Source organism: Saccharopolyspora sp. NPDC047091, from assembly GCF_040643635.1.
Taxonomy (GTDB): domain Bacteria; phylum Actinomycetota; class Actinomycetes; order Mycobacteriales; family Pseudonocardiaceae; genus Saccharopolyspora_C.
The window spans coordinates 28,784-50,814 of record NZ_JBEYUS010000047.1; the positions used below are offsets into that span (position 1 = coordinate 28,784).

Consider the following 22,031-nt stretch of genomic DNA (forward strand, 5'->3'; position numbering starts at 1 on the left):
CCGGCCCGCGTCAGGTCGCGGCGAGGAGGCCGACCGCGACGGCCGCGGTGCCCAGGCCGAGCAGCTGGCCGGGGTGGACGCGTTCGGCGAGGACGCCGCGGGCCAGCAGCACCGTGCTCGCCGGGTACAGCGCGACGATCACGGCGACGACGGTGAGGTTCCCGCTGCGCGCGGCGAGCAGGAACAGCAGGTTCGCCACCGAGTCGAGCGCGCCGGCGGCCGCGGAGACGGCGAAGGCGGGGCGCTGGGGTCCGAGCCTGCGGTGCAGCAGCCCGGCCGCGGTCAGCGTGATCACCGAGGAGGCGGTGCGGCCCACGATCAGCGGCGCCACTCCGCTGTCGGCGGGCGCCTGGTGCAGGAACACGAGCTGCAGCGCGATCGCGGTGCCCGCCCCGGACGCGAGCAGCAGCGCTCCGCGGGAGGGGCGGGCCGTGCCGGGCCCGGCGCTGACCAGCACCACGGCGACCAGCGCGAGCGCGAGACCGGCGACGCCCGCGAGCGCGAGGCGTTCGCCCTGCAGCAGGCCCACCGCGACCGGCAGCCCGGCGGAGACCAGCGCGGTGATCGGCGAGAGCACGTTCATCGGTCCGATCGCCAGCGTCCGGTACAGCAGGGCGAACGCGGCGGCGGACACGACGCCCGAGGCGGCGCCCCAGCCGAGCGCGCCGGGGCTGAACGTGGCGCCGAGCAGCGGCCACAGCGCGAGTTCGACGGCGAGGCTGGCCGGGGCGGCGATCAGCACGGTGCGCAGCACGTGGGCGCCGCGGGCGCCGAAGCCGCCGAGGAAGTCGGCGCACCCGTAGGCGAGCGAGCTGCCGAGGGCCAGCAGGAGAGCGAGCACAGCACATCCCTTACGGTTCAGCGGAACGACCGCACCGTACAGCGAACAGGCCGGTTGACGTCAATGAAACGACCTGTGAGTTCAATCAAACGACCGAGGTGATGAGATGCCCGAACCGGACGCCGCGTTGCGCACGGTCGCGCAGAACGTCCGGGCCGCCCGCACCCGCGCCGGCCTGTCCCTGGAGGAGCTCGGCCGCCGCGCGCAGGTCAGCAAGGGCGCGCTGGTGAGCCTGGAACGCGCGCAGGGGAACCCGAACCTGGGCACCCTGGTGCGCCTCGCCGACACCCTCGGCGTCCCGGTGTCCGACCTGGTCCAGGGCGCCGCGTCGAGCAGCGTGCGCGTGGTGGACGCCGCCTCCGTCGAACCGCTGTGGACCGGGGAGCGGGGCGGCGAGGCCCGGCTCGTGCTCACCGCGCCCGGCCCCGCGCCCACCGAGATCTGGCGCTGGCGGCTGGAACCCGGCGAGGACTACCCCAGCCACCCGCACCAGGCGGGGGTAGTGGAGACCGTCACCGTGCTGTCCGGCTTGCTCGTGCTGGTCGTCGACGGCGCCGAGCACGAGGTCCCGGCCGGGAGCACCGCGACCTTCGGCGGCGACGTCCCGCACGGCTACCGCGGCGCGGGCGAGGAGACCTGCGAACTGGTCATGACCGTCGTGCTGCCCTGATCATCAGCCGCGGGTGGAACCGAAGCGCCTGCGGTAGTCGGTCGGCGTGGTGCCCAGGTGCCGGGTGAACGCGCGGCGCAGCGCCTCGTCCGAACCCAGCCCGCTGCCCCGGGCCGCCGAGGTGACGGTGTGCCCGTCCAGCAGCAGCCGCTGCGCCCGGTCCAGCCGGACCCGTTCGACCCAGCGCGCGGGCGTCGTCCCCAGCTCCGCGCGGAACAACCGGGTCAGGTGGCGGGTGCTGCTCGCCGCGGCCCGCGCCATCACCACCGGGCGGTGGTCCCCCGCCGGGTCGGCGAGCACCGCGTCGAGCACCGCGCGCAGCTGCGCGGCCCGCGCCGGAGGCGGGGCGGTCGCCGTCGAGTACTGCGACTGGCCGCCCGGCCGGTGCAGGAACACGACCATCTCCCGCGCGATGTGCCGGGCGATCTCCACCCCGTGGTCGTCCTCCACCAGCGCCAGCGCCAGGTCGATGCCCGCGCTGATGCCCGCGGAGGTGACGTAGCGCCCATCGCGCACGTGGATGGCGTCCGGTTCGACGCGCACCGCGGGGTGCCGCCGCGCCAGCACGTCCGCGTCCCGCCAGTGGGTGGTGGCCCGGCGCCCGTCGAGCAGTCCCAGCTCGGCCAGCAGGAACGCACCGGTGCACACCGACGCCACCCGCGGTGCGTCCGCGGTGAGGACGCGCGCCGCCGCCAGCAGTTCGTCGTCCGCCGGGTCCGCGACGAGCCGTTCCCCGCCGGTGATCACCGCGGTGTCCACCGGTCCGGCGTCGACGGCCGCGGTGGTCGGGCCCAGCTCGGGGCCGCTCGCGGTGCGGACCGGGCCGCCGCGCGCCGAGACCAGCACCACCTCGTACCGGTGGCCGAGCAGCCCCGCCTGGTGCAGCACCTCGGCCGGTCCGCTGAAGTCGAGCAGGGTCATCCCGTCGAACACCAGGAACGCGACGCGGTGGGTCATGTCCGGATCCGTGGTGTTCCGGTCTGTGCGGACATGGCGCCACGGTAGCCGCCGGGCGAACCTGGACCGGCCGGGCACCGAGACGAGAGGCGGCACCGATGGGCGAGAACATCGCGGGCGTGGAGATTCCGGACAGCGCGCTGGCCCGGTCGGCCACCGAGCTGGTGCGGGACGTGGCCACGCCGCTGGTCTACGACCACTCGCGGCGGGTGTTCCTGTGGGGCGCGCTGCGCGGGCGGCGGGACGGGCTGAGGTTCGACCCGGAACTGCTCTACGTCGGCGCGATGTTCCACGACCTCGGGCTCACCGAGCGGTTCCGCCGCGACGACCAGCGCTTCGAGATCGACGGCGCCGACGAGGCCCGCCGCTTCCTCGCGGAGCACGGCGTCGACGGGGAGCGGGCGGACCGGGTGTGGACGGCGATCGCGCTGCACACCACCCCGGAGATCCCGCTGCACATGGCGCCGGAGATCGCGCTGGTCACCCGCGGGGTGGAGCTGGACGTGCTCGGTCTCGGCTACCACGAGGTGGACGAGCGGCAGCGCGCCGAAGTCGTCGGCGCGCACCCGCGCCCGGACTTCAAGAACGGCATCCTCGCCGCGTTCACCGACGGCATCCGGCACCGCCCGGAGACGACCTTCGGCAACGTCAAGGCCGATGTGCTGGCCCACTTCGTGCCGGGTTTCGCGCGCGGCGACTTCGTCGAGGTGATCGAGAACTCGCCGTGGCCGGAATGAGGTCCTGCCCGCGCGGAGAACCGGTGCACGCACGCGGAGGGCCGGTGCGACACCAGGTCGCACCGGCCCTCGTGAGCGGTGCAGGTCAGTCCGTGCCGACCTCGATGGCCGCGTGGTCCAGCGCGTCGGCCTCGACGCCGCCGTCCTCGCCGTCGGCCCGCGCGGCGATCGCGCTGGCCCCGCCCGGCGCCAGCTCGCCGACGAGCTCGCCCCACGCGGTGAGCGCGCCGTGCCCGCCGCCCTCGTACAGCTCCAGCATGCTGCGCGAGTCGGCGATGTCCAGGTTGCGCATGGACAGCTGGCCGATGCGGTCGTTCGGCACGAACGCCTGGTCCTTGCTGCGCTCCATGGACAGCTTGTCCGGGTGGTAGCTCAGGTTCGGGCCCTCGGTGTTGAGCACCGTGTGGTCCCAGCCGCGGCGCAGCCGCACCGTGACGCTGCCGGTGACCGGGTAGCCGATCCAGCGCTGCATGGACTCCCGCAGCATCAGCGCCTGCGGGTCGAACCAGCGGCCTTCGTAGAGCAGCCTGCCGAGGCGGCGGCCCTCGGTGTGGTACATGGCCACCGAGTCCTCGTTGTGCACCGCGTTGAGCAGCCGCTCGTAGGTGATGTGCAGCAGCGCCATGCCCGGCGCCTCGTACACGCCGCGGCTCTTGGCCTCGATGATCCGGTTCTCGATCTGGTCGGACATGCCGAGCCCGTGCCTGCCGCCGATGGCGTTGGCCTCGTGCACCAGGTCCACGTCCGAGTCGAAGGACTTGCCGTTGATCCGCACCGGGCGGCCGTGCCGGAACTCGACGGTGACGTCCTCGGCGGGGATCTCCACGTCGGAGTCCCAGAACCGCACGCCCATGATCGGCTCGACGATCTCCAGGGGCGTGTCGAGGAATTCGAGCTTCTTCGCCTCGTGGGTGGCACCCCAGATGTTGGCGTCGGTGGAGTACGCCTTCTCCGCGGAGTCGCGGTACGGCAGCTCCCGCTCGACCAGCCACGCGGACATCTCGTCCCGGCCGCCGAGCTCGCCGACGAAGGCCTCGTCCAGCCACGGCTTGTAGATGCGCAGGTCCGGGTTGGCCAGCAGGCCGTACCGGTAGAAGCGCTCGATGTCGTTGCCCTTGTAGGTGGAGCCGTCGCCCCAGATGGACACGTCGTCCTCGCGCATCGCGCGCACCAGCAGCGTGCCCACCACCGCGCGGCCCAGCGGCGTGGTGTTGAAGTAGGCCTGCCCGCCGGAGCGGATGTGGAAGGCGCCGCAGGCCAGTGCGGCGAAGCCCTCCTCGACCAGTGCGGCGCGGCAGTCGATCAGCCGGGCGCGCTCGGCCCCGTAGACGCGGCCGCGCTCCGGCACGTCCGACAGGTCCGGCTCGTCGTACTGGCCGATGTCTGCGGTGTAGGTGTACGGCAGGGCGCCGCGCTCGCGCATCCACGCCACCGCGACCGAGGTGTCCAGCCCGCCGGAGAAGGCGATGCCGACGCGCTCACCCACTGGAAGATTATTCAGGACCTTCGACATGTATTCATCGTAACAGGCCGTCTCCCCGGGCTCGAAGGGCAGGGCTTCCCCAGTGCGTGGAGTGCGCGCACGGCCATGTCCGGCTCTCCTGGGCCGACGAGGGCATGACGCATAAATATGCAATTTCGAGGTCGAGGCTGCGCGCGGACGGAGCAGGGTGCGGTGCACCGGGTGGCGGGGTGCACCACCCGGAAGGCGCGTTGACCCCGCCCGTCGGCGAACTAGGGTGGATCTCGTGGTGATCCTCGTGAGCCTGCTGCGCCGCCTGCCCGAGCTCTCCCACGAGCAGTTCGTCGAGCACCACCGGGAGCGGCACGCCCCGCTGGTCGCCGCCACGCCCGCCGCCGTCCGGTACGTGCGCCGCTACGTGGTGGAGCACCCGCGGCCGCTCGGGGTACCCGGCGTCCCGGAGTCGACGCTGGACGCGGTGGTGCGGCAGTGGTTCGACTCGGCGGAGGACCTGGCGGCGCTGACGGCCTCGGCCGATTACCGGGACCTGATCCGGCCGGACGAGCAGCGCTTCATCGACATGTCCCGCAGCGAGTTCTACTTCACCCGCGAGCAGGTCTTCCTCGGGGAGCGGCTGCCCGGGTGATCCCCGGGAACTCGGCTCGGTCGCGTCCTCCCGCGCGGAGCCGGGGTGCGGTCGGCCGCCGTGCTGCCGGAGTCGGCGCGCCCGGTGCGAGTTCAGGGCAGACCGAGGCCTGCGGTGATGAAGTCCCGGTAGTGCGCCACGACCCGGTCGCGGGGGATCTCGGGGTGGGCGAACCACCAGCGGCCGAGCTGCTCGCCCACGCCGCTGATCGCGTGCGCGAAGGCGGTCGCCCGCTCCTCGTCGAAGGACGCGAAGTGGCCGATCATGTCCGCGATCCGCCGCACCGTGCCCAGCCGCAGCGCGGCGACGTCCGCCGCGAGATCTTCGGACAGCGCGCCACCGCGCAGGAACAGCACCTTCCACCGCTGCGGATCGCGTTCCAGGAGTTCGAAGAACAGCGCACCGGCGCGTTCGATCACGGCCGCCGCGTCCGCCCCCGCCTCGATCATGATCTCGGGTTCGCGGATGCGGGCTTCCAACTCGGCGCGGGCCCGTCGGACGCAGGCCAGGAAGATCTCCTCCTTGGACGCGAAGTGCGAGTAGACCATCGGCCTGGTCACGCCTGCGGCGCGCGCGACGTCCTCCACCGAGGTGCGTTCCAGGCCGTGTTCGGCGAACAGCGCTTCGGCGGTGTCCAGCAGCTGGGCCGCCCGCGCCTCGCGGGAGAGCCGGGTGCGGCGCGGGGCGGTCATGCCGGTTTCCCGCCTCGGGTCGCGCTCATCGCGTTCCTCCGTTCATCGGCCGGGCGGCGGCGAAGTCCCAGATCAGGCGTGCCATGTCCGGCCCGGCCCGGTCGGTGAACAGCCCGCTGGCCGCCGGTCCGGACCAGGCGTGCCCCATGCCGGAGGTCAGGTACGACTCGATCACCGGGAGGCCGCCGCCCGCCGCCGCGTAGGTCGAGCGGGTGTACGGGTGCAGACCCGGAGGATTCTGCCGGACCACCGACTCGGGTTTCGCGTCGACGTCGCCGCCGGTGGCCAGTTCGATCACTCGCGCCCAGTGCTCGACGAGCCGGTCCGCCACGAGCGGTGGCACCACGTCGTCCTGATCGCCCTGGAAGACCAGCAGCGGGACCGGGCGGGCGCGCGGGCCCATCTGGGCGTAGGCCTGCCCGGCGGTGTAGGTCGGCGGCACCTCGGCGGGGTGCTCGGGGTCGACCTGGTCCAGCCCGTACTCGCCGCCCGCGACCGAGGTGGCCGTGGCGAACACGTCGGGGTAGGTGGCGGCCAGGATCACGGCGGCGCCCGCGCCCGACGACGCTCCCGTCACGTGCACCTGGCGGGGGTCTGCGTGGTACTCGGACACGACCTCGCGGGCGATTCCGGCGAGCAGTTCGGGCTCGCCGCGGCCGCGGTGCTGGTCGGCGGGATCGGTGGAGTTCCAGCAGTTCAGCTTGTTCTGGAACGGGCTCTGGGTCGGGTAGACCACGATGAACCCGGCCTCGTCGGCGAGCTGGTCGAACCGGGTGGTGGCCTTCATCGAGTTCCACCCGAAGCCGGTCATCGCGCAGCCGTGCACGGCCATCACCACCGGCGGGCGGGAGTCCTCGCGGTAGTCCGGCGGCAGGTGCACCTGGTACATCAGCCGGCCCTGGTCGCTGGAGTAGGTGCCGAGCCGGTCGCGGGGACCGGCGGAGCCGGGCAGCCCGAACTGGAACCCCAGCGACAGCAGCACGACGACCGCCAGCGCGATGCCGCCGAACAGGGCGAACCTGCGGAATCTGGACACGGGGACCTCCGGCCGCCCTAACTTTACAAGTTGTCAAGTTGAACTATACGCAATGACAACTAGCGGTGGGGGCGGGCAGGGTCCGTCGCCGGGCGGCCGGTGCGGCCGTCCGGAAGTGGGGAGGGTGGATCAGAACAGGCCGCGCAGCCCGGCCGCGGCCTCCTCGGCGCAGGCGATGAGGTCGGGGGCGTCCTCGTCGATCCAGCGCGCGAAGGCGATCTGGAAGACGGTCACGGCGCAGTGGGCGGCGAGTGCCGCGGTGTCGTCGGCGGTGCCCCGCTCGCGCAGCGAGTCGGTGGCGGCGCGGGTCATGCCCGCGAGCTTGAGCAGTTCGCGCTCCTGCAGGCTCGGGGTCCGCGCGATGATCTGCGCGCGCCGCGCCGCCTGCTCGCGCCGGTCGGTGAGGAGCCCGGCCGCGGCCCGGGCGCCCGCGATCGCCACGTCGATCGGCGCCACATCGGCCGGGGCGGCCGCGATCGCCTCCTGGAAGGCGTGCTCCATCGCCTGTTCCCCGTCGAAGAGGACTTCGCGCTTGTCGGGGAAGTGCCGGAAGAAGGTGCGTTCGGTGACGCCGGCGCGTTCGGCGATGTCGCCCGCGGTGGTCCGCTCGAAGCCGCGTTCGGCGAACAGCTCCACGGCGGCGCGCGTCATCCGGTCCCGTGCGCCCGGTTCCCAGCGGCTCATGTCCGAGGAGTGTAGTGATGGCAGGGGCTGACATCACGTGCTACTGTCGATGACAGTCACTGACATCAAGGAAGAGGAGCACGCCATGCGCGTCTTCGTCACCGGTGCCTCCGGCTGGATCGGCACCGCCGTCACCGCGGAACTGCTCGCGAACGACCACGAGGTCCTCGGCCTGGCCCGCTCCGACCGATCCGCCGCCGCCGTCGCGGCCGCGGGAGCCGAAGTGGTCCGCGGCGACCTCGACGACCCGGAAGGCCTCGCCGCCGCTGCCGCGAAGGCCGACGCCGTGGTGCACCTGGCCTTCAAGCACGACTTCACCGATCTCGCGGGCGCCGCGCGCGCCGAGGACGTCGCGGTCCGGGCGATGCTCGACGTGCTCACCGGGACGGACCGGCCGTTCCTGATCGCCGCCGGGCTGGCGGGTTTGGCGGCGAGCGGGCTGCCCACCGAGCTGGACCCCTCGCCGCACGAGGGCGTCGACTCGGCGCGTGGGGGCAGCGAGAACCTGGCGCTGTCCTACGCGGACCGCGGCGTCCGCGCGGGGGCGCTGCGCTTCGCGCCGACCGTGCACGGGACGGGCGACCACGGGTTCACCGCCCAGCTGGTGAAGGTCGCGCGGGAACGCGGGGTCGCCGGATACGTCGGCGACGGCTCGAACCGGTGGGCCGCGGTGCACCGCTCGGACGCCGCCCGGCTCGTCCGGCTCGCGCTGGACGGTGCGCCCGCGGGAGAGCGGCTGCACGTGGTCGCCGAGGAAGGGCTGCCCGCCAAGGACATCGCCACCGCCCTCGGCGAGCGCCTCGGCCTGCCGGTCGCGTCGATCGATCCGCAGGACGCCGCGGAGCACTTCGGCTGGATCGCCGGTTTCTTCGGCGTGGACGCCGCGGCGTCGAACACCCGCACCCGCGAGCTGCTCGGCTGGGAGCCGGCCGGGCCGACGTTGTTCGCGGACATCGCGGCGGGCGCGTACGACGGCTGAGCGTCGCCGACGAGGCGAAATGTCCTGCGGTGACGGGAAAAACCGGTTCCCGTCCGGCTCGCGCGGAAGGGGGAGCCTGAATCGGTCCGGTCCGCGGCTGCTGCTATGCTGGCAGCACGGTCCGAGGGCCGATCGGGGCAGGTCGAAACAAGGTGCGTGGCGCATGAGCAGATGTGGGCATCGCTACCGGATCGACGCTCCCCGGCCGGAAATCAGATCGGTCGGCCTGCCGAAGGCCTGCTGAATCGCGAAGGGGCGCCGAATCGGTGCCCCTTTTCCGTGATCACAGAACCGGGACCACCCTTTCGGGTGAGGAAGTCTCAGATCGATCAGAGTCGGATAACGATTGTGCCGAACTCTGCGATCTGATTCGTGCAGCGACGCGACACCCCGCTTTCCCCTGAGGTTTTCCCGCAGGTCACAGCGGGTATGAACGATCTGGATCGGCCCGTGGTCCCGGCCACGTGGCAGGAACCAAATCGATTCATGATGCGTGAGGACCAACGAAACTCCCACTGCTCTCCGTCCTCGGAGCAGTGGTGCAAGAACGGGGACGACAAGGACGGGGGAAGTCGGGATGTCCGCTCCAGGAATCGGCAAGGAAAACCACTTCGCGCTGCCCGATCTGGCCACGGTGGCACAGCTGCCGAAGCCGATCAGGGCGCTGGTGTACCTGGTCATGCTGTCGCTGCTGACGGTGGCCGGGATCAGCGCGCTGCTGGCCAGCATCGTGGTCATCGGCCAGCTGACCGGCGCGTTCAACGTCGCATCGTTCATGTGACGCCGCCACGAGCACGGGCCGGCACCTGCGGGTGCCGGCCCTTTCTGCTGCCATGCCCCCGGAATCCCGTCCAGCGGCCCGGTTTCGCCCGGTCGAGCGGACAACCCAACGCGCTTCACACCGCCCAGCCTCGCTACGATCACCCAGCGGAGCGTTTCATCACGCCTTCGGGGGCAGTAGCTCAGTTGGTCAGAGCAGCGGACTCATAATCCGTCAGCCGTGGGTTCAAGTCCCACCTGCCCCACTCTTGAGCAGGCAAGACGGCCTATTTTGGCGAGCGCGTGTTCTCCTGGGTGCGGTTTTGGGTGCGAGTAGCCTCGCAGCCATGACGCACGCACCCAGGGAAGACCGTTCTCGGGGACGCAGCGAAGAGCGCGCCCGGACACTCCGAGTGATCGTCTACGCTGGCATCGATCCGGTAACCGGCAAGCGCGTCTACCTCCGCGAGACCATCCAAGGCACGGACAAGGCTGCGCACAAGCGCGCCGACAAGGCCCTGAAGAAGCTCCTGGCTCAGGCCGACAAGCAGCCAGACCGGGACGTCGTCGGTGAAGTTCTCGTTCGCGCTCGAAGAGTGGATGCGCACGAACGAGATCGAGGAGAGCACCAGCAACACCTACCGCGGTTACATCAATCGAACGATCGTTCCCACGCTGGGCGAGCAACCGGTCAACAAGATCTCGGCCCGTATGCTGGAGTCCTTCTACTCGGATCTGCGCCGCTGCCGGGCGCGGTGCGACGGCGAGCCGTACGTCGAACACCGGAAGCCCGCCGAGCACGACTGCCAGAAGGCGAAGTGCCCACTGTACGCGTGCAGCCCGATGGCTCAGTCGACGGTCCGGCAGATTCACGCGATCGTCAGCGGCACCCTCGACGCGGCCGAACGCTGGGAGTGGATCGACTCCAACCCAGCCCGAACTCCGATCCTGGCTCGCCGCTGCACACGGCGAGTCGCTCGCGGCTGATAACCGGATGCACGACACCTTCCGGGCCTTCGATACAGCCGCAGAGCTGCTACCGGTCGATTGCACACCATCTGCGAGTCCGTATGTCGCGCTCGACTCTGTCCACGTCTCCCGTTGGCGCGGCCACGCGTTTGCGCGACTCGGTGCCCGTGGAGCGGTCGGCATGCTGTCTCAAGCGCTCACACGGCTCGACCGCACCTTCACTCGTGCAGAAACGTCCCTATTTGTCGATCTTGTGGTGGCGTTAGCCACAGAGGGCGAGAGCCGCTCACTCCGGCAGCATGCCGACCACGCGCGAACGCTCGCTGCATCGATCAGGTCGGTCAACAACGGCGAGTGGCCGTCCTCCGCCCGGCAGCCAGATAGCCGCAGACGTTGTTGGCGCGCCTTCGCGCGGGTCGCCCACAAGCGTCGGTCGTCCTCGATAGAGTCGGAACGTTCGGAGGTGCCGCTGGCGTCACCTCCACAACGGCACGATGGAGGCAGCGCCACGTGGGCGCGCACGAGGGCTTGGAGTAGTGGCGTTGGCGCTGAAGAAGTCAGACCTGTACAGCTCCCTGTGGAGCAGTGCTGACGAGCTGCGTGGCAGCATGGACGCGAGCCAGTACAAGGACTACGTCCTGACGCTGCTGTTCGTGAAGTACGTGTCAGACAAGGCCAAGGCTGATCAGTACGCACTCATTGAGGTGCCGGAGGATGGTTCCTTCGACTACCTGACGACCCTCAAGGGCCGGCCAGACGTCGGCGAGAAGGTCAACGTTGCCATCCGCAAGCTTGCGGAGGCGAACGACCTCCAAGGCGTCATCAACAACGCTGACTTCGACGACCCGACCAAGCTCGGTTCTGGCAAGGATCTCCAGGACAAGGTGTCGAACCTGATCGGCATCTTCCAGGACATGGATTTTTCGGGCTCGAAGGCTGAGGGCGACGATCTTCTCGGCGACGCCTACGAGTACCTGATGCGTCACTTCGCCACGCAGTCGGGCAAGAGCAAGGGGCAGTTCTATACGCCTGCCGAAGTCTCTCGGGTCATGGCACAGCTGCTCCAGATCCCGGCTGGCACACCGAAGTCGACCACCGTGTACGACCCGACGTGCGGCTCTGGGTCGCTGCTCATCAAGGTGGCGGGCGCCGCCCCGAACGGCCTGACGATCTACGGCCAGGAGAACGACAACGCGACGTGGGCTTTGGCTCGCATGAACATGATCTTGCACGGAAACGAGACCCACGAGATCGTGCAGGGCAACACTCTGACCGACCCGAAATTCCGCCAGAACGACCGACTGGCCACGTTCGACTACCTGGTCGCCAATCCGCCCTTCTCCGTGAAGACCTGGAAGAACGGTGTCGAGAATGACTACGGCCGTTTCGACGGCTTCGCCACGCCGCCGGACAAGAACGGCGACTACGCGTTCCTGCTCCACATGGTCAAGTCGCTCAAGTCCACCGGCAAGGGCGTTGTCGTCTTGCCGCACGGTGTGCTCTTCCGGGGCAACGTTGAGGGGCAGATCCGCCAGGAGCTGATCAAGCGCGGTCTGATCAAGGCGATCATCGGCCTGCCAGCCAACCTCTTCTACGGCACCGGTATCCCTGCCTGTCTCATCGTGCTCGACAAGAAAGACGCCGCAGGCCGAACTGGCATCTTCATGATCGACGCCTCCAAGGGCTTCGAGAAGGACGGCTCCAAGAACCGCCTTCGCCCGCGCGACATGCACAAGATCGTCGACGCCTTCGTCAACCAGAAGGAGATCGAGCGGTTCTCGCGCTTCGTGCCGCTGAGCGAGATCACCGACCCGAAGAACGACTACAACCTCAATATCCCGCGCTACATCGACAGCTCGGAGCCTGAGGACACCCAAGACCTGCACGCTCATATGCAGGGCGGGGTCCCGAACCGTGACCTCGACGCACTGCAGCCGTATTGGGATGCCTTCCCGAGTTTGCGCGGCGAACTGTTCACGCCGCTGCGCGACGGCTACTCGCAGCTGGCCGTCGACAAGGCTGATATACAGGCGACCATTATTGGCTCGAGCGAGTACCAGTCCTTCGCGGCGGAGACGGCAGACGCCGTTGCCAAGTGGTGGGCTGCGCACCGCAAGCTGCTGGTCGACATCACCAGCACGACCCGACCGAACGACCTGATCGAAGGCGTGTCCGAGGCTCTCCTGGAAGCCTTCCGTGTACGACCGCTCATCGACGAGTACGCCGTGTACGAGCAGCTCATGAGCTACTGGAACGCCTCAATGCACGACGACGTCGCTCTCATCGTCGGTGAAGGCTGGGACGTTGCTGCCAAGCCGCGTGCCGCTCGCACCTGGAAGGACAAGAACAACAAGACCAAGTACGAGGACTCCCACTTTGTGTTCGGGACCGGCGCGAATGCCAAGCGTTGGGTCATGGACCTTATCCCGCCGGAGTACGTCATCGCTCGGTTCTTCCCTGAGGAGAAGGTGAAGCTCGACGACCTGGTTGTCGAGCATGAGGCTGCTGAGCAGGTCATCGACGAATATCTCGCGGAGCACGTCGTTGAGGATGGCCTGCTCTGGGATGCGGCAGACGAAGAGGGCAAAGTCTCAGCCAAGATCGCTAAAGATCGCATCAAGGACGCGAAGGCCGAGGAAGCCGAGGCCGATGAGATCGAGGCGCTCAACCATGTCATCAGGCTGTTCGCCGCTGAGGCTGCCGCTAAGAAAGCCGTCAAGGACGCCACTATAAAGCTCCACGAGCAGGCGCTCGCGCACTACGGCAAACTCACGACCGAGAACATCCAGGCGCTGGTCATCGATGACAAGTGGGGCGGGACGATCCGCAGTCGAATCGGCGCAGAGGTCACAGCACTCGGGCAGGCGCTAATCGGCCGTCTGCGTGTGCTTGCCGACCGCTACGAGTCAACTGTGGACGAACTGGATGACGCTATGGATGTGCTCAGCGCTAAGGTTGCCCAGCACCTTGTCGACATGGGGGTCAAGGCGTGAACACAATAGAACTTGGGAAGATCACTACCTGGCTATCTGGTGGGACACCGTCCCGAGTCATCGAGAGCTATTGGAACGGTGACATCCCATGGATCTCGGCGTTCACACTGAAGCAGACTCGGCTGAGTGACTCGGACCAGCACTTGACGAGAGCCGGAGTGGCTGCAGGCAGCAAGCTTGCGCCGGAAGGCGCGACGCTTATCCTGGTGCGCGGTATGGCCCTTCACCGCGAAGTACGCGTCGGAACTGCCACTCGACCACTTGCCTTCAATCAGGATGTGAAGGCGCTTATCCCGTCTTCTGGGGTAGACCCGGAGTTTCTGGTCTACTCACTTCAAGCGCGCGCTGACGTTATTCGAGGGCTGGTCAGTTCTGCCGGTAGTGGAACTGGAGTACTTGACACCCCTCGGCTGAAGCGTTTGAAGCTGTGGGTTCCATCTAAGGACGAGCAGATCCGGATGCGTGAGGCGATCACGGACGCGGAATCGCAGTGTGGAGCGCTCGAACTGCTGATTGCCAAGAAGCGTGACGTCAAGAGGGCCATGATGGAGGAGATCCTCACCGGTCGGATCCGCCTCCCAGGCTACAGCGAGGCCTGGATTGAACGACCCGTGTCTGACCTGTTGGAGTTCAAGAACGGTCTGAACAAGGCCAGCCAGTTCTTCGGGCATGGAACGCCGATCGTCAACTTCATGGACGTGATGCGAGCGCCCGTGATCACTGCTGACCGGGTCAAAGGACTTGTGAGCTTAAGCCGCGATGAGGTATCTCGATTCTCGGCACGTCGGGGTGACATGTTCTTCACTCGAACGTCTGAGAGCGTTGACGAGATCGGAACTACCGCTGTTCTCGTCGACGATGTCCGGGATGCTGTTTTCAGCGGATTTGTCCTCCGTGGCCGCCCAATCGCACCCGTCAATACAACATTTCTCGCCTACCAGTTCCAACTGCCATCCGTACGTCGGCAGGTTGTTGCGACGGCGTCCTACACGACTCGAGCGCTGACGAACGGCGGCTCTCTTGGAAGGGTCCGTGTGCACCTGCCAAGCTCAGATGAGCAAGCAGCGATTGTCGCTGTCCTGGCAGATGCAGACGCGGAGCTCGCTGCCCTCGAGCGGCGGCTCGAATCCGCTCGCGCCGTCAAGACTGGCATGATGCGGGAACTATTCACTGGCCGCACGCGCTTGCCCGCGGAGGCTGCCTCATGAACACTGAGTGGGCGATCGCGGAACTAGACACGGTCATCAAAATTACGGTGATGCGCAACGGAAGTAGCTCGTCTGACGGCGCGGTGTTCATCACCACGGCCGATTACACCGCATTTCCTGATGCGGAGGTCACCAAGCAAGCGCCGGTAGTCGAACGAATCCTTGACCGCGTCATCCCGCGATGGCGTTCTGAAGTCCCGGACTCCTTGGCAAACAACCGCTGGAGTCGCCACCGCGAGGCTGCGATCCATGCTCGCGAGCAGCTCATGCGGCAGCAAGAGATCGACGAGAACCTGGGTGAGAATGCTCCCAAACTCTCGGCTGCAGAGCTCCACCCGTGGACCTGGAGTGGCGCGTCGTCTCTTTGGCGGTCGGGCCATTTTCGCGAAGCCGTCGGATGCACAATTAAGAAACTGAATTCCGAGAAACAGAACAAGCTCGGTCGCCGCGATGTGAGCGAGACGGACCTCTTCAAACAAGCCTTCTCGATGGACGAGCCGAAGGCCGGCATGGCACGATTCCGCTGCATGAAGGACGACGGCAGCCATACCTACCAGTCGGTACCACGCGCGGCGATATCGTTCGCCGAGGGCATCTTTGCGAGCATCAGGAATCCCCTTACCCATGAGCCAGATCAGGAGCTGGCCGAGCACGAAGCGCTGGAATACCTCGCTGCACTGAGCGTGCTCGCGCGCTGGGTGGACACCGCCGAAGTGGAGGCTGCGTCATGAGTGATGTCGGGCAGAAGGAGCGCGAGGCGCAGAACCGAGTCGTCAAGCTGTTCGTCGACCAGCTTGGCTACGACTATGGCGGCAACCGCGAGGACTACGATAGCTCCAACGTCGACGAGGCACTGCTGCGCCAGAACCTCCTTGCCCGTGGCATCGACGAGGTGCTGGGCGGACGCGCTGTTCAGCAACTCCTGACCGCCGTTTCCTTGGCTGGGGGTCAGTCCCTCTATGAGGCCAACCGCAAGGTCTACGACCTGCTCCGCTACGGCGTGAAAGTCAAGCGCGATGTCGGAGAGAACTACGAGACGGTCTGGCTGATCGACTGGAACAACCCGACGGCGAATCACTTCGTCGTGGCCGAGGAAGTCACCATCAAGGGCGAGCACACCAAGCGTCCCGACCTGGTGCTCTACGTCAACGGCATCGCCCTCGGTGTCATAGAGCTGAAGCGCTCCTACGTGACCGTCAGCGAAGGCATTCGCCAGAACATCGGTAACCAGAAGCAGCACTTCGTGCGCCCGTTCTTCACGACGGTGCAGCTGCTTTTTGCTGGTAACGACGTCGAGGGCCTGCGCTATGGCGTGATCGAGACACCGGAGAAGTACTGGCTGGAGTGGAAGGAGTCAGACGACAGCCTGATCGGGGCCGGCATCGCCAACCCGCTCGATCGCGCCCTAACGCAGATGGCGACTAAAGGCCGCTTCCTCGAGCTGATCCACGACTTCATCCTCTTCGACTCGGGTATCAAGAAGGCCGCTCGCCACAACCAGTTCTTCGGCGTGAAAGCCGCTCAGGGGCGCGTGCGTTCCCGTGAGGGCGGCATCATCTGGCACACGCAGGGATCAGGCAAGAGCCTGACGATGGTCTGGCTGGCGAAGTGGATCCGTGAGCATCAGGCCGATTCCCGGGTGCTGATTATTACCGATCGCACCGAGCTGGACGAGCAGATAGAGAAGGTGTTCGGCGGCGTCAAGGAGAAGATCTACCGCACGACGTCGGGCTCTGACTTGATCACCAAACTGAACCAGAGCACACCGTGGCTCATGTGCTCACTGGTCCACAAGTTCCGTGGGGGAGACGACGACAAGGAGTGCGACGAGACTGGCGGAGAGTTCATCCGTGAGCTGCAAGCCAAGATCCCGGCTGGTTTCCGTGCGCAGGGCAATCTGTTCGTGTTTGTTGACGAAGCGCACCGCACGCAGAGCGGCAAGATGCACCGCGCGATGAAGGAGCTGCTGCCCGAGGCGATGTTCATCGGCTTCACCGGCACCCCGCTACTCAAGGCAGACAAGACGACCAGCATCGAGACCTTCGGCAGCTTCATCCACACCTACAAGTTCGACGAAGCCGTGCGCGATGGCGTCGTGCTCGATTTGCGCTACGAAGCGCGCAACGTTGACCAGGAGCTCAAGGGCGCCCCACAGATCGACAAGTGGTTCGACCTCAAGACCAAGGGACTCACCGACCTCAGCAGGGCTCGCCTCAAGAAGCGGTGGGGAAGCATGCAGAAGGTCGTTTCGGCGAAGTCGCGCGCCGAGATGATTGTGCAGGACGTCCTCATGGACTTCGAGCGGGAGCCGCGTCTCATCTCTGGTCGTGGTAACGCCATGCTGGTCGGCGAAAGCGTCTACCAAGCGTGCAAGTTCTATGAGTTGTTCGTCCAGTCCGGCTTCAAGGGCAAAGTCGCCATCGTTACGAGCTACGTGCCGAACGCGACGGCGATCTCGAAGGAGGATGCTGGCGAAGGCGACAACGAGGAGCTGCGTAAGTACGACATTTACCGGCAAATGCTCGCCGACTACTTCAACGAGCCCGCGGACCAGGCAGTCCTCCGCGTCGAGGAGTTCGAGAAGGAGATCAAGCGCCGCTTTATCGAAGAGCCCGGCCAGATGCGCCTGCTCATCGTGGTCGATAAGCTACTGACCGGCTTCGACGCGCCGAGTGCCACTTACCTCTACATCGACAAGACCATGCGCAACCACGGTCTGTTCCAGGCCATTTGCCGCGTTAATCGCTTGGACGGTGAGGACAAGACGTACGGTTACGTCGTCGATTACCGGGACCTGTTCAAGTCTATCGGAAAAGCAATCACCGACTACACCGGCGAGGCGCTGGATGGTTACGCACAGGACGACATCGATGGTCTGCTGAAGGACCGCACGGAGCAGGATCGCAAGGATCTCGACGAAGCCCTGGAACATGTCCGCGCGCTTTGCGAACCGGTCGCACCGCCCAAGGACACTGTTGATTACCAGCACTACTTCGTCTCGACCCTCCCAGGTGACGCGGATCAGATCAAGGCCAGTGAGCCGAAGCGGGTCGAGCTGTATAAGTCAGTTGCTGCCCTGGTACGTGCCTACGGGGTGCTCGCCAACGACATGAATGCTGCCGGGTATAGCGAGACCGAAGCTGCGGCCATCAAGGGTGAGGTCAAGCACTACGTCGCGGTGCGCAACGAGGTCGAAGTCGGCGCAGGCGAGAACATCGACATGAAGCAGTTCGAGGCAGGCATGCGCTCCCTGCTCGACACCTACATCCAAGCCGATCCTGCGGAGCAGGTCGCTACTTTCGACCAGGGTCTTGTACGCCTTATCGCCGAGGAGGGGGTCGGTGCGCTCGGCGCCCTACCACCAGGCATCAGGAAAAGCCCAGAGGCCGTTGCCGAGACCATTCTCAACAACGTGCGCAAGACCATCGTTGACGAGCGAGCCCTCAACCCGAAGTACTACGAGCGCATGTCTGCGCTGCTTGACGCACTCATCAAGCAGCGCAACCAGGAGGCGATCGAGTACGCTGATTTTCTCAACCAGCTCATCGACCTGACCCAGCAGGTCGGCACCGGCGAGTCCACAGTCACCTACCCAGCGTGGGTCAGGACGCCGGCACGTCGGGCGCTCGTCGACTTCGGCTGGCCGGAGAGATCGAACGTTGACGTCTTGTATGTCCACGACGTGATCCAGAACTCGAAGGAGCATGGCTGGGCAGGAAATCCGATGAAGGAGCGCGCCCTAGCGCGGGCACTGATCAAGGCATTGCCGGAAGGCTTCGCCCCTGACGACCTGAAGCGGCTCATCGGACTTCTGAAGGAACACGATGAGTACCGCTAACGCCTACCTGACCGTCGCAGGACTCGACGTCGACGTCGTCTACAAGGACATCAAGAACCTGCACATCTCGGTCTACCCGCCCGTGGGCCGAGTGCGCGTCGCAGCACCGAAACACGCAGACCTGGACATGATCCGCCTGGCGATCGTCCAGCGCTTGCCGTGGATCAAGCGGCAGCGAGACCAGCTGCAGAACGCCGATCGCCAGACCAAGCGTGAGATGGAGTCAGGCGAGACGCATTACGTCTGGGGCCAGCGATATCTCCTGGACGTCTCACGTCGAAGCGGCCACTACAGCGTCGAAGCCAAGGGGCAAACCCTCTGGGTTGTCACTCCACCGGAGGCTGATGCCGATGCTCGCCGAGCAACGCTTGATCGCTGGTATCGCCGCCAACTGAAGGCAGCCGTACCAGCACTTCTCGACAAGTGGCAGCCGGTAATCGGTGTTGAGGAAGTCAAGGTGGTTGTCCGCCGCATGAGGACGAAGTGGGGGACGTGCATCTCTCATTCTGGTGCCATATGGCTCAACCCGGAGCTTGCCAAGAAAAACCCCCGCTGCCTTGAGTATATCGTCGTTCACGAATTGGTCCACTTCCACCAGTGCAGCCACGGTCCTCGCTTCGTCGAGCTAATGGAACACTACCTGCCCGACTGGCGAGCACGTCGTGATCAGCTGAATGAGGAACCGCTCGCTGCTGAGGAATGGTCTAACGCCGAAAATGGCGTGTAATAGATGCGACTCGCTGGTCCTCGTCATCACGAGTCACAGTTATCTCCAAGAGCTTAGCGGTGCCCTCCTTTAGTGAACTGACGATCCCATTTTTCCGCTGTTTTTATTGCCTTTCTGGAGAGGTCAAAGTCATCGCGACCTCGATTTTTGTAGCTAATCCCTCGGTTGGCCGCGGGCGGCTGAGCTGGTGTCTTCACTGCAAGGCATGTGTTCTGCTTCATGTAATTTAATGCTGGAAATTCAGCATGAGGACAACAACCATTGCAATGGCAAGTAGCGCGAGATGAATCCAAAGCGGATCGCTGGGTGCGGGACTGGGTGCGAACTCCCGCGAGAGATGCCCGCTGCGGCCCTCGGATGTACTCGTCACGCCCGATTAGCCCCTGTTTTACAACGGAGCGGTAACAGCTGGCCGACTCATAATCCGTCAGCCGTGGGTTCAAGTCCCACCTGCCCCACCACCTGACCAGCGGCGGAGCTCGAACCAAGATCGGCCTGGTCGACCTGGGCATGAGATCCCGAGCGCGGAGCGCGCGAGCGGCGGCGGACGACGGCGCGGCCGCATCGCGAGGCCAGGGCACTCCGCGTGATCGTGCACGCCGGAATCCACCGATCGGTCTGCCCGGGCACCTGACCCGTGGCCGGGTCGGTTTTCGCCTGCATTCGGGGGAATTGCGGGCTCATTCGACGTTCCAGCGAACCTGCGACGCGGTGGGGCGTCCTTCGGACGTGGAGATTCACGAGTCGCCGGGCGAGGGGGCGCGGCGGCCGTGCTCTGGTCTGAGGGGGACCCATGGGGTGGGACGTGCGGCGGAGCAGCTGGATCGCGGGGGTGGTGGTCGTGGTCCTGAGCGTGGTCGGCGGGATCGTGGGGCTGGCGAACTCCGATCAGTGGTCGTCGTCGTGCAGCGGTGGTGTGTCGCGGGGTTCCGCGGCGGACGACGTGGCCCGGTCGGTCCGGGAGAACCTGCCGTCGTTCTCCGAAGGCACCTCGGTGTCGGTCGAAGTGGTGGATCTGGACGCGTGCGCGGAGATCGCGCGGCTCGACGCCGACAGCGGCTTCCCGACGGCGTCCGTGGTGAAGCTGCTGATCGCGATCGACGCGGTGGAGCGCTCCGGCGGCGACACCGCCGACGGTGAGATCGAGCGGATGCTGTCGGCCAGCGATGACGATGTGGCGAGCCGGTTGTGGACCGCCAACGGTGGTCCGGACATCGTCCGTCGCGTGGCGGCGAAGCTGGAGCTGACCGACACCGCGCCGCCGCGATCGTCCGGGCGGTGGGGGAGCACCCGGATGAGCGCGAGCGATGTCGCACGGGTCTACCGGTACTTGGCGGTGGAGGCCGACGCGGACACGCGGACGCTGCTGCTGGACGCGATGGGGCAGGCCTCCGGCGTCGCGGAGGACGGATTTCCGCAGCACTTCGGCATTCCCGGAGGTCTGCCCGGACACCGCTGGGCGATCAAACAGGGGTGGGGGTCGACCGAGACCGACACCGTGCTGCACACCACCGGATTGGTCCGCGGGGACCACGATTTCGTCGTCGTGCTGCTGAGCACCTGGCCGCGGGACACCGACTGGGCGGTCGCCAGATCGGCGCTGACCGAGGCGGTCCGTTCGCTCGACGGGATCGTCTGATGCCGGCCAGGTCTCGATCCGGGGCGAGGGCGTCGAGGTGACCCACCGGAGCCGGAGCTGACGATGGCTCGATCCGTCAGGTTCGAGTCCCGCCAGCACGTCCTGGCGGGGGCCGGTGGGGTTCTGCTCAGCTCGCCGCGCCGCCGCGGAGGAGTTCTTCGAACGGGACCGGATTCGCGAACGGGTCGGTGTCCGCGCGCTCCGGCCGTCGGCGCACCGCGGCGACGAGTTCGCGGGCGGCGCGGGTGATGCGCTGCCCGAGTTCGGTGCCGCCGCCCCAATCGGAGGCTGCCGCGTAGACGCCGGTGGGCACGACGTGCGCGCGGAAGTAGGACAGCAGCGGGCGCAGCGCGTGTTCCAGGACCAGTGAATGCCGTTCGGTGCCGCCGGTCGCGCCGAGCAGCACGGGTGTGTCCCGCAGCGACTCGGGTTCGACGACGTCCAGGAACGACTTGAACAGGCCGCTGTAGGAGGCGCTGAACGTCGGGGTGACCAGGATCAGCCCGTCGGCGGCGTAGAGCCGTTGCAGGACCTCGTCCAGGCGCGCGCCGGGGAATCCGGTGAGCAGGTTGTCGGTGATGTCGTGGGCGTGCTCGCGCAGCTCCACCACCTCGACCTCCGCCTGCTCGCCGAGTTCGCCGCGGGTGGCCGTGACGAGCCGGTCGGCGAGCAGCCGGGTGGAGGAGGGCTGGGAGAGGCCTGCCGAGATCGCCAGGATGCGGGTCATGCTCCGCTCCTTTCGGCGCGCTGGGCGCGCGACTCGTGGGTGGGTGCGTCGGGGGTGTTCGGGCCGCGGTGGGCGGCGAATTCCTTGCGGAGGACGGGGATGACTTCTTCGCCGAGGAGGTCGAGTTGCTCCAGGACCGTCTTCAGCGGCAGGCCGGCGTGGTCGATGAGGAACAGCTGGCGCTGGTAGTCGCCGATGTAGTCGCGGAAGCCGAGGGTGCGGTCGATGACCTGCTGCGGGGAACCGACGGTCAGCGGGGTCTGGGCGGAGAAGTCCTCCAGCGACGGGCCGCCGCCGTAGACCGGGGCGTGGTCGAAGTACGGGCGGAATTCGCGGACGGCGTCCTGGGAGTTGCGGCGCAGGAACACCTGTCCGCCGAGACCGACGATCGCTTGTTCGGGGGTGCCGTGGCCGTAGTGGGCGAAGCGTTCCCGGTAGTACTGCACCATCCGGGCGGCGTGCTGCGG

The 22,031-nt window shown here is 67.0% G+C and carries 19 protein-coding genes, 1 tRNA gene and 1 pseudogene; 13 read left to right on the plus strand and 8 right to left on the minus strand.

The features are described 5' to 3' along the window. Positions 1 to 10: 10 nt before the first annotated feature. A complete protein-coding gene (locus tag ABZ805_RS19720; RefSeq protein ID WP_358442119.1) occupies positions 11 to 841 on the minus strand; it encodes an EamA family transporter in 831 nt (276 codons plus the stop codon). A 106-nt stretch (positions 842 to 947) separates the two neighbouring features. On the opposite strand from ABZ805_RS19720, the gene ABZ805_RS19725 reads away from it, so the two are divergent. Next, complete coding sequence (locus ABZ805_RS19725) at positions 948 to 1,511, plus strand: XRE family transcriptional regulator (RefSeq protein WP_358442122.1); 564 nt, start codon at positions 948 to 950, stop codon at positions 1,509 to 1,511. Between the two features lie 3 nt (positions 1,512 to 1,514). Here ABZ805_RS19725 and ABZ805_RS19730 read toward each other — a convergent pair whose 3' ends face one another. Continuing rightward, positions 1,515 to 2,468 (minus strand): DJ-1/PfpI family protein, encoded by a 954-nt coding sequence (locus tag ABZ805_RS19730; protein ID WP_358442125.1) that lies wholly within the window; start codon positions 2,466 to 2,468, stop codon positions 1,515 to 1,517. A 98-nt stretch (positions 2,469 to 2,566) separates the two neighbouring features. Here ABZ805_RS19730 and ABZ805_RS19735 point away from each other — a divergent pair, with 98 nt between their 5' ends. Continuing rightward, positions 2,567 to 3,205, plus strand: a complete 639-nt coding sequence (locus ABZ805_RS19735) for an HD domain-containing protein (RefSeq protein ID WP_358442128.1) — start codon at positions 2,567 to 2,569, stop codon at positions 3,203 to 3,205. A gap of 85 nt (positions 3,206 to 3,290) precedes the next feature. Here ABZ805_RS19735 and argG read toward each other — a convergent pair whose 3' ends face one another. Beyond that, positions 3,291 to 4,718: an argininosuccinate synthase gene (gene argG / locus ABZ805_RS19740; protein WP_358442130.1), complete on the minus strand. Its 1,428-nt coding sequence runs from the start codon at positions 4,716 to 4,718 to the stop codon at positions 3,291 to 3,293. A 235-nt stretch (positions 4,719 to 4,953) separates the two neighbouring features. Here argG and ABZ805_RS19745 point away from each other — a divergent pair, with 235 nt between their 5' ends. After that, positions 4,954 to 5,313 carry an EthD domain-containing protein gene (locus tag ABZ805_RS19745; protein WP_358442132.1) on the plus strand — a complete coding sequence of 120 codons (360 nt, stop codon included), beginning with the start codon at positions 4,954 to 4,956 and terminating at the stop codon, positions 5,311 to 5,313. A gap of 92 nt (positions 5,314 to 5,405) precedes the next feature. On the opposite strand, the gene ABZ805_RS19750 is transcribed toward ABZ805_RS19745, so the two are convergent. The 3 genes from ABZ805_RS19750 to ABZ805_RS19760 all read right to left on the minus strand — a co-directional run bounded on the left by ABZ805_RS19750 (position 5,406) and on the right by ABZ805_RS19760 (position 7,725). Next, entirely contained in the window at positions 5,406 to 6,005 is a 600-nt protein-coding gene (locus ABZ805_RS19750; RefSeq protein ID WP_358442135.1) for a helix-turn-helix domain-containing protein, read from the minus strand. 25 nt (positions 6,006 to 6,030) lie between these two features. After that, a complete protein-coding gene (locus ABZ805_RS19755; RefSeq protein WP_358442138.1) occupies positions 6,031 to 7,041 on the minus strand; it encodes a PHB depolymerase family esterase in 1,011 nt (336 codons plus the stop codon). A 129-nt stretch (positions 7,042 to 7,170) separates the two neighbouring features. Further along, positions 7,171 to 7,725, minus strand: coding sequence for a TetR family transcriptional regulator (locus tag ABZ805_RS19760; protein ID WP_358442141.1), 555 nt, complete (start codon positions 7,723 to 7,725; stop codon positions 7,171 to 7,173). Between the two features lie 85 nt (positions 7,726 to 7,810). On the opposite strand from ABZ805_RS19760, the gene ABZ805_RS19765 reads away from it, so the two are divergent. From ABZ805_RS19765 to ABZ805_RS19810, 10 genes are all read left to right on the plus strand, one after another. Next, positions 7,811 to 8,704: an SDR family oxidoreductase gene (locus tag ABZ805_RS19765; protein ID WP_358442178.1), complete on the plus strand. Its 894-nt coding sequence runs from the start codon at positions 7,811 to 7,813 to the stop codon at positions 8,702 to 8,704. Positions 8,705 to 9,281: 577 nt separating this feature from the next. Then, positions 9,282 to 9,485 carry a hypothetical protein gene (locus ABZ805_RS19770; protein ID WP_358442144.1) on the plus strand — a complete coding sequence of 68 codons (204 nt, stop codon included), beginning with the start codon at positions 9,282 to 9,284 and terminating at the stop codon, positions 9,483 to 9,485. A 170-nt stretch (positions 9,486 to 9,655) separates the two neighbouring features. Continuing rightward, positions 9,656 to 9,729, plus strand: a tRNA-Ile gene (locus ABZ805_RS19775). A 304-nt stretch (positions 9,730 to 10,033) separates the two neighbouring features. After that, positions 10,034 to 10,450 carry a hypothetical protein gene (locus ABZ805_RS19780; RefSeq protein ID WP_358442147.1) on the plus strand — a complete coding sequence of 139 codons (417 nt, stop codon included), beginning with the start codon at positions 10,034 to 10,036 and terminating at the stop codon, positions 10,448 to 10,450. Positions 10,451 to 10,974: 524 nt separating this feature from the next. Then, a complete protein-coding gene (locus ABZ805_RS19785) occupies positions 10,975 to 13,425 on the plus strand; it encodes a type I restriction-modification system subunit M (protein ID WP_358442150.1) in 2,451 nt (816 codons plus the stop codon). After that, complete coding sequence (locus ABZ805_RS19790) at positions 13,422 to 14,633, plus strand: restriction endonuclease subunit S (RefSeq protein WP_358442153.1); 1,212 nt, start codon at positions 13,422 to 13,424, stop codon at positions 14,631 to 14,633. The genes ABZ805_RS19785 and ABZ805_RS19790 overlap by 4 nt, the downstream gene beginning before the upstream one ends. Further along, positions 14,630 to 15,364 carry a TIGR02391 family protein gene (locus tag ABZ805_RS19795; RefSeq protein WP_358442156.1) on the plus strand — a complete coding sequence of 245 codons (735 nt, stop codon included), beginning with the start codon at positions 14,630 to 14,632 and terminating at the stop codon, positions 15,362 to 15,364. Before ABZ805_RS19790 ends, ABZ805_RS19795 begins: the two co-directional genes overlap by 4 nt. Continuing rightward, the gene (locus tag ABZ805_RS19800; RefSeq protein WP_358442159.1) at positions 15,361 to 18,471 is read left to right on the plus strand and encodes an HsdR family type I site-specific deoxyribonuclease; all 3,111 of its coding nucleotides are present in this window, start codon (positions 15,361 to 15,363) and stop codon (positions 18,469 to 18,471) included. The genes ABZ805_RS19795 and ABZ805_RS19800 overlap by 4 nt, the downstream gene beginning before the upstream one ends. Continuing rightward, positions 18,458 to 19,198: a SprT family zinc-dependent metalloprotease gene (locus tag ABZ805_RS19805; RefSeq protein ID WP_358442161.1), complete on the plus strand. Its 741-nt coding sequence runs from the start codon at positions 18,458 to 18,460 to the stop codon at positions 19,196 to 19,198. Before ABZ805_RS19800 ends, ABZ805_RS19805 begins: the two co-directional genes overlap by 14 nt. Before the next feature lie 793 nt (positions 19,199 to 19,991). Then, the gene (locus ABZ805_RS19810) at positions 19,992 to 20,837 is read left to right on the plus strand and encodes a hypothetical protein (RefSeq protein ID WP_358442164.1); all 846 of its coding nucleotides are present in this window, start codon (positions 19,992 to 19,994) and stop codon (positions 20,835 to 20,837) included. A gap of 127 nt (positions 20,838 to 20,964) precedes the next feature. Here the strand turns inward: ABZ805_RS19810 and ABZ805_RS19815 are convergent, their stop codons facing one another. Together ABZ805_RS19815 and ABZ805_RS19820 are read right to left on the minus strand one after the other, a co-directional pair. Further along, positions 20,965 to 21,564: an FMN reductase gene (locus ABZ805_RS19815; protein WP_358442167.1), complete on the minus strand. Its 600-nt coding sequence runs from the start codon at positions 21,562 to 21,564 to the stop codon at positions 20,965 to 20,967. Continuing rightward, positions 21,561 to 22,031, minus strand: a pseudogene (locus ABZ805_RS19820) (5,10-methylene tetrahydromethanopterin reductase); the annotation flags it as partial. The gene ABZ805_RS19815 and the pseudogene ABZ805_RS19820, both read right to left, overlap by 4 nt.

Bases quoted from the DNA above. Each gene is read 5' to 3' on its own strand.
- ABZ805_RS19725 (WP_358442122.1), top strand. From the start codon at position 948: ATGCCCGAACCGGACGCCGCGTTGCGCACGGTCGCGCAGAACGTCCGG.
- ABZ805_RS19730 (WP_358442125.1), bottom strand. From the start codon at position 2,468: ATGACCCACCGCGTCGCGTTCCTGGTGTTCGACGGGATGACCCTGCTC.
- ABZ805_RS19735 (WP_358442128.1), top strand. From the start codon at position 2,567: ATGGGCGAGAACATCGCGGGCGTGGAGATTCCGGACAGCGCGCTGGCC.
- argG (WP_358442130.1), bottom strand. From the start codon at position 4,718: ATGTCGAAGGTCCTGAATAATCTTCCAGTGGGTGAGCGCGTCGGCATC.
- ABZ805_RS19750 (WP_358442135.1), bottom strand. From the start codon at position 6,005: ATGACCGCCCCGCGCCGCACCCGGCTCTCCCGCGAGGCGCGGGCGGCC.
- ABZ805_RS19760 (WP_358442141.1), bottom strand. From the start codon at position 7,725: ATGAGCCGCTGGGAACCGGGCGCACGGGACCGGATGACGCGCGCCGCC.
- ABZ805_RS19765 (WP_358442178.1), top strand. From the start codon at position 7,811: ATGCGCGTCTTCGTCACCGGTGCCTCCGGCTGGATCGGCACCGCCGTC.
- ABZ805_RS19770 (WP_358442144.1), top strand. From the start codon at position 9,282: ATGTCCGCTCCAGGAATCGGCAAGGAAAACCACTTCGCGCTGCCCGAT.
- ABZ805_RS19795 (WP_358442156.1), top strand. From the start codon at position 14,630: ATGAACACTGAGTGGGCGATCGCGGAACTAGACACGGTCATCAAAATT.
- ABZ805_RS19800 (WP_358442159.1), top strand. From the start codon at position 15,361: ATGAGTGATGTCGGGCAGAAGGAGCGCGAGGCGCAGAACCGAGTCGTC.
- ABZ805_RS19805 (WP_358442161.1), top strand. From the start codon at position 18,458: ATGAGTACCGCTAACGCCTACCTGACCGTCGCAGGACTCGACGTCGAC.
- ABZ805_RS19810 (WP_358442164.1), top strand. From the start codon at position 19,992: ATGGGGTGGGACGTGCGGCGGAGCAGCTGGATCGCGGGGGTGGTGGTC.
- ABZ805_RS19815 (WP_358442167.1), bottom strand. From the start codon at position 21,564: ATGACCCGCATCCTGGCGATCTCGGCAGGCCTCTCCCAGCCCTCCTCC.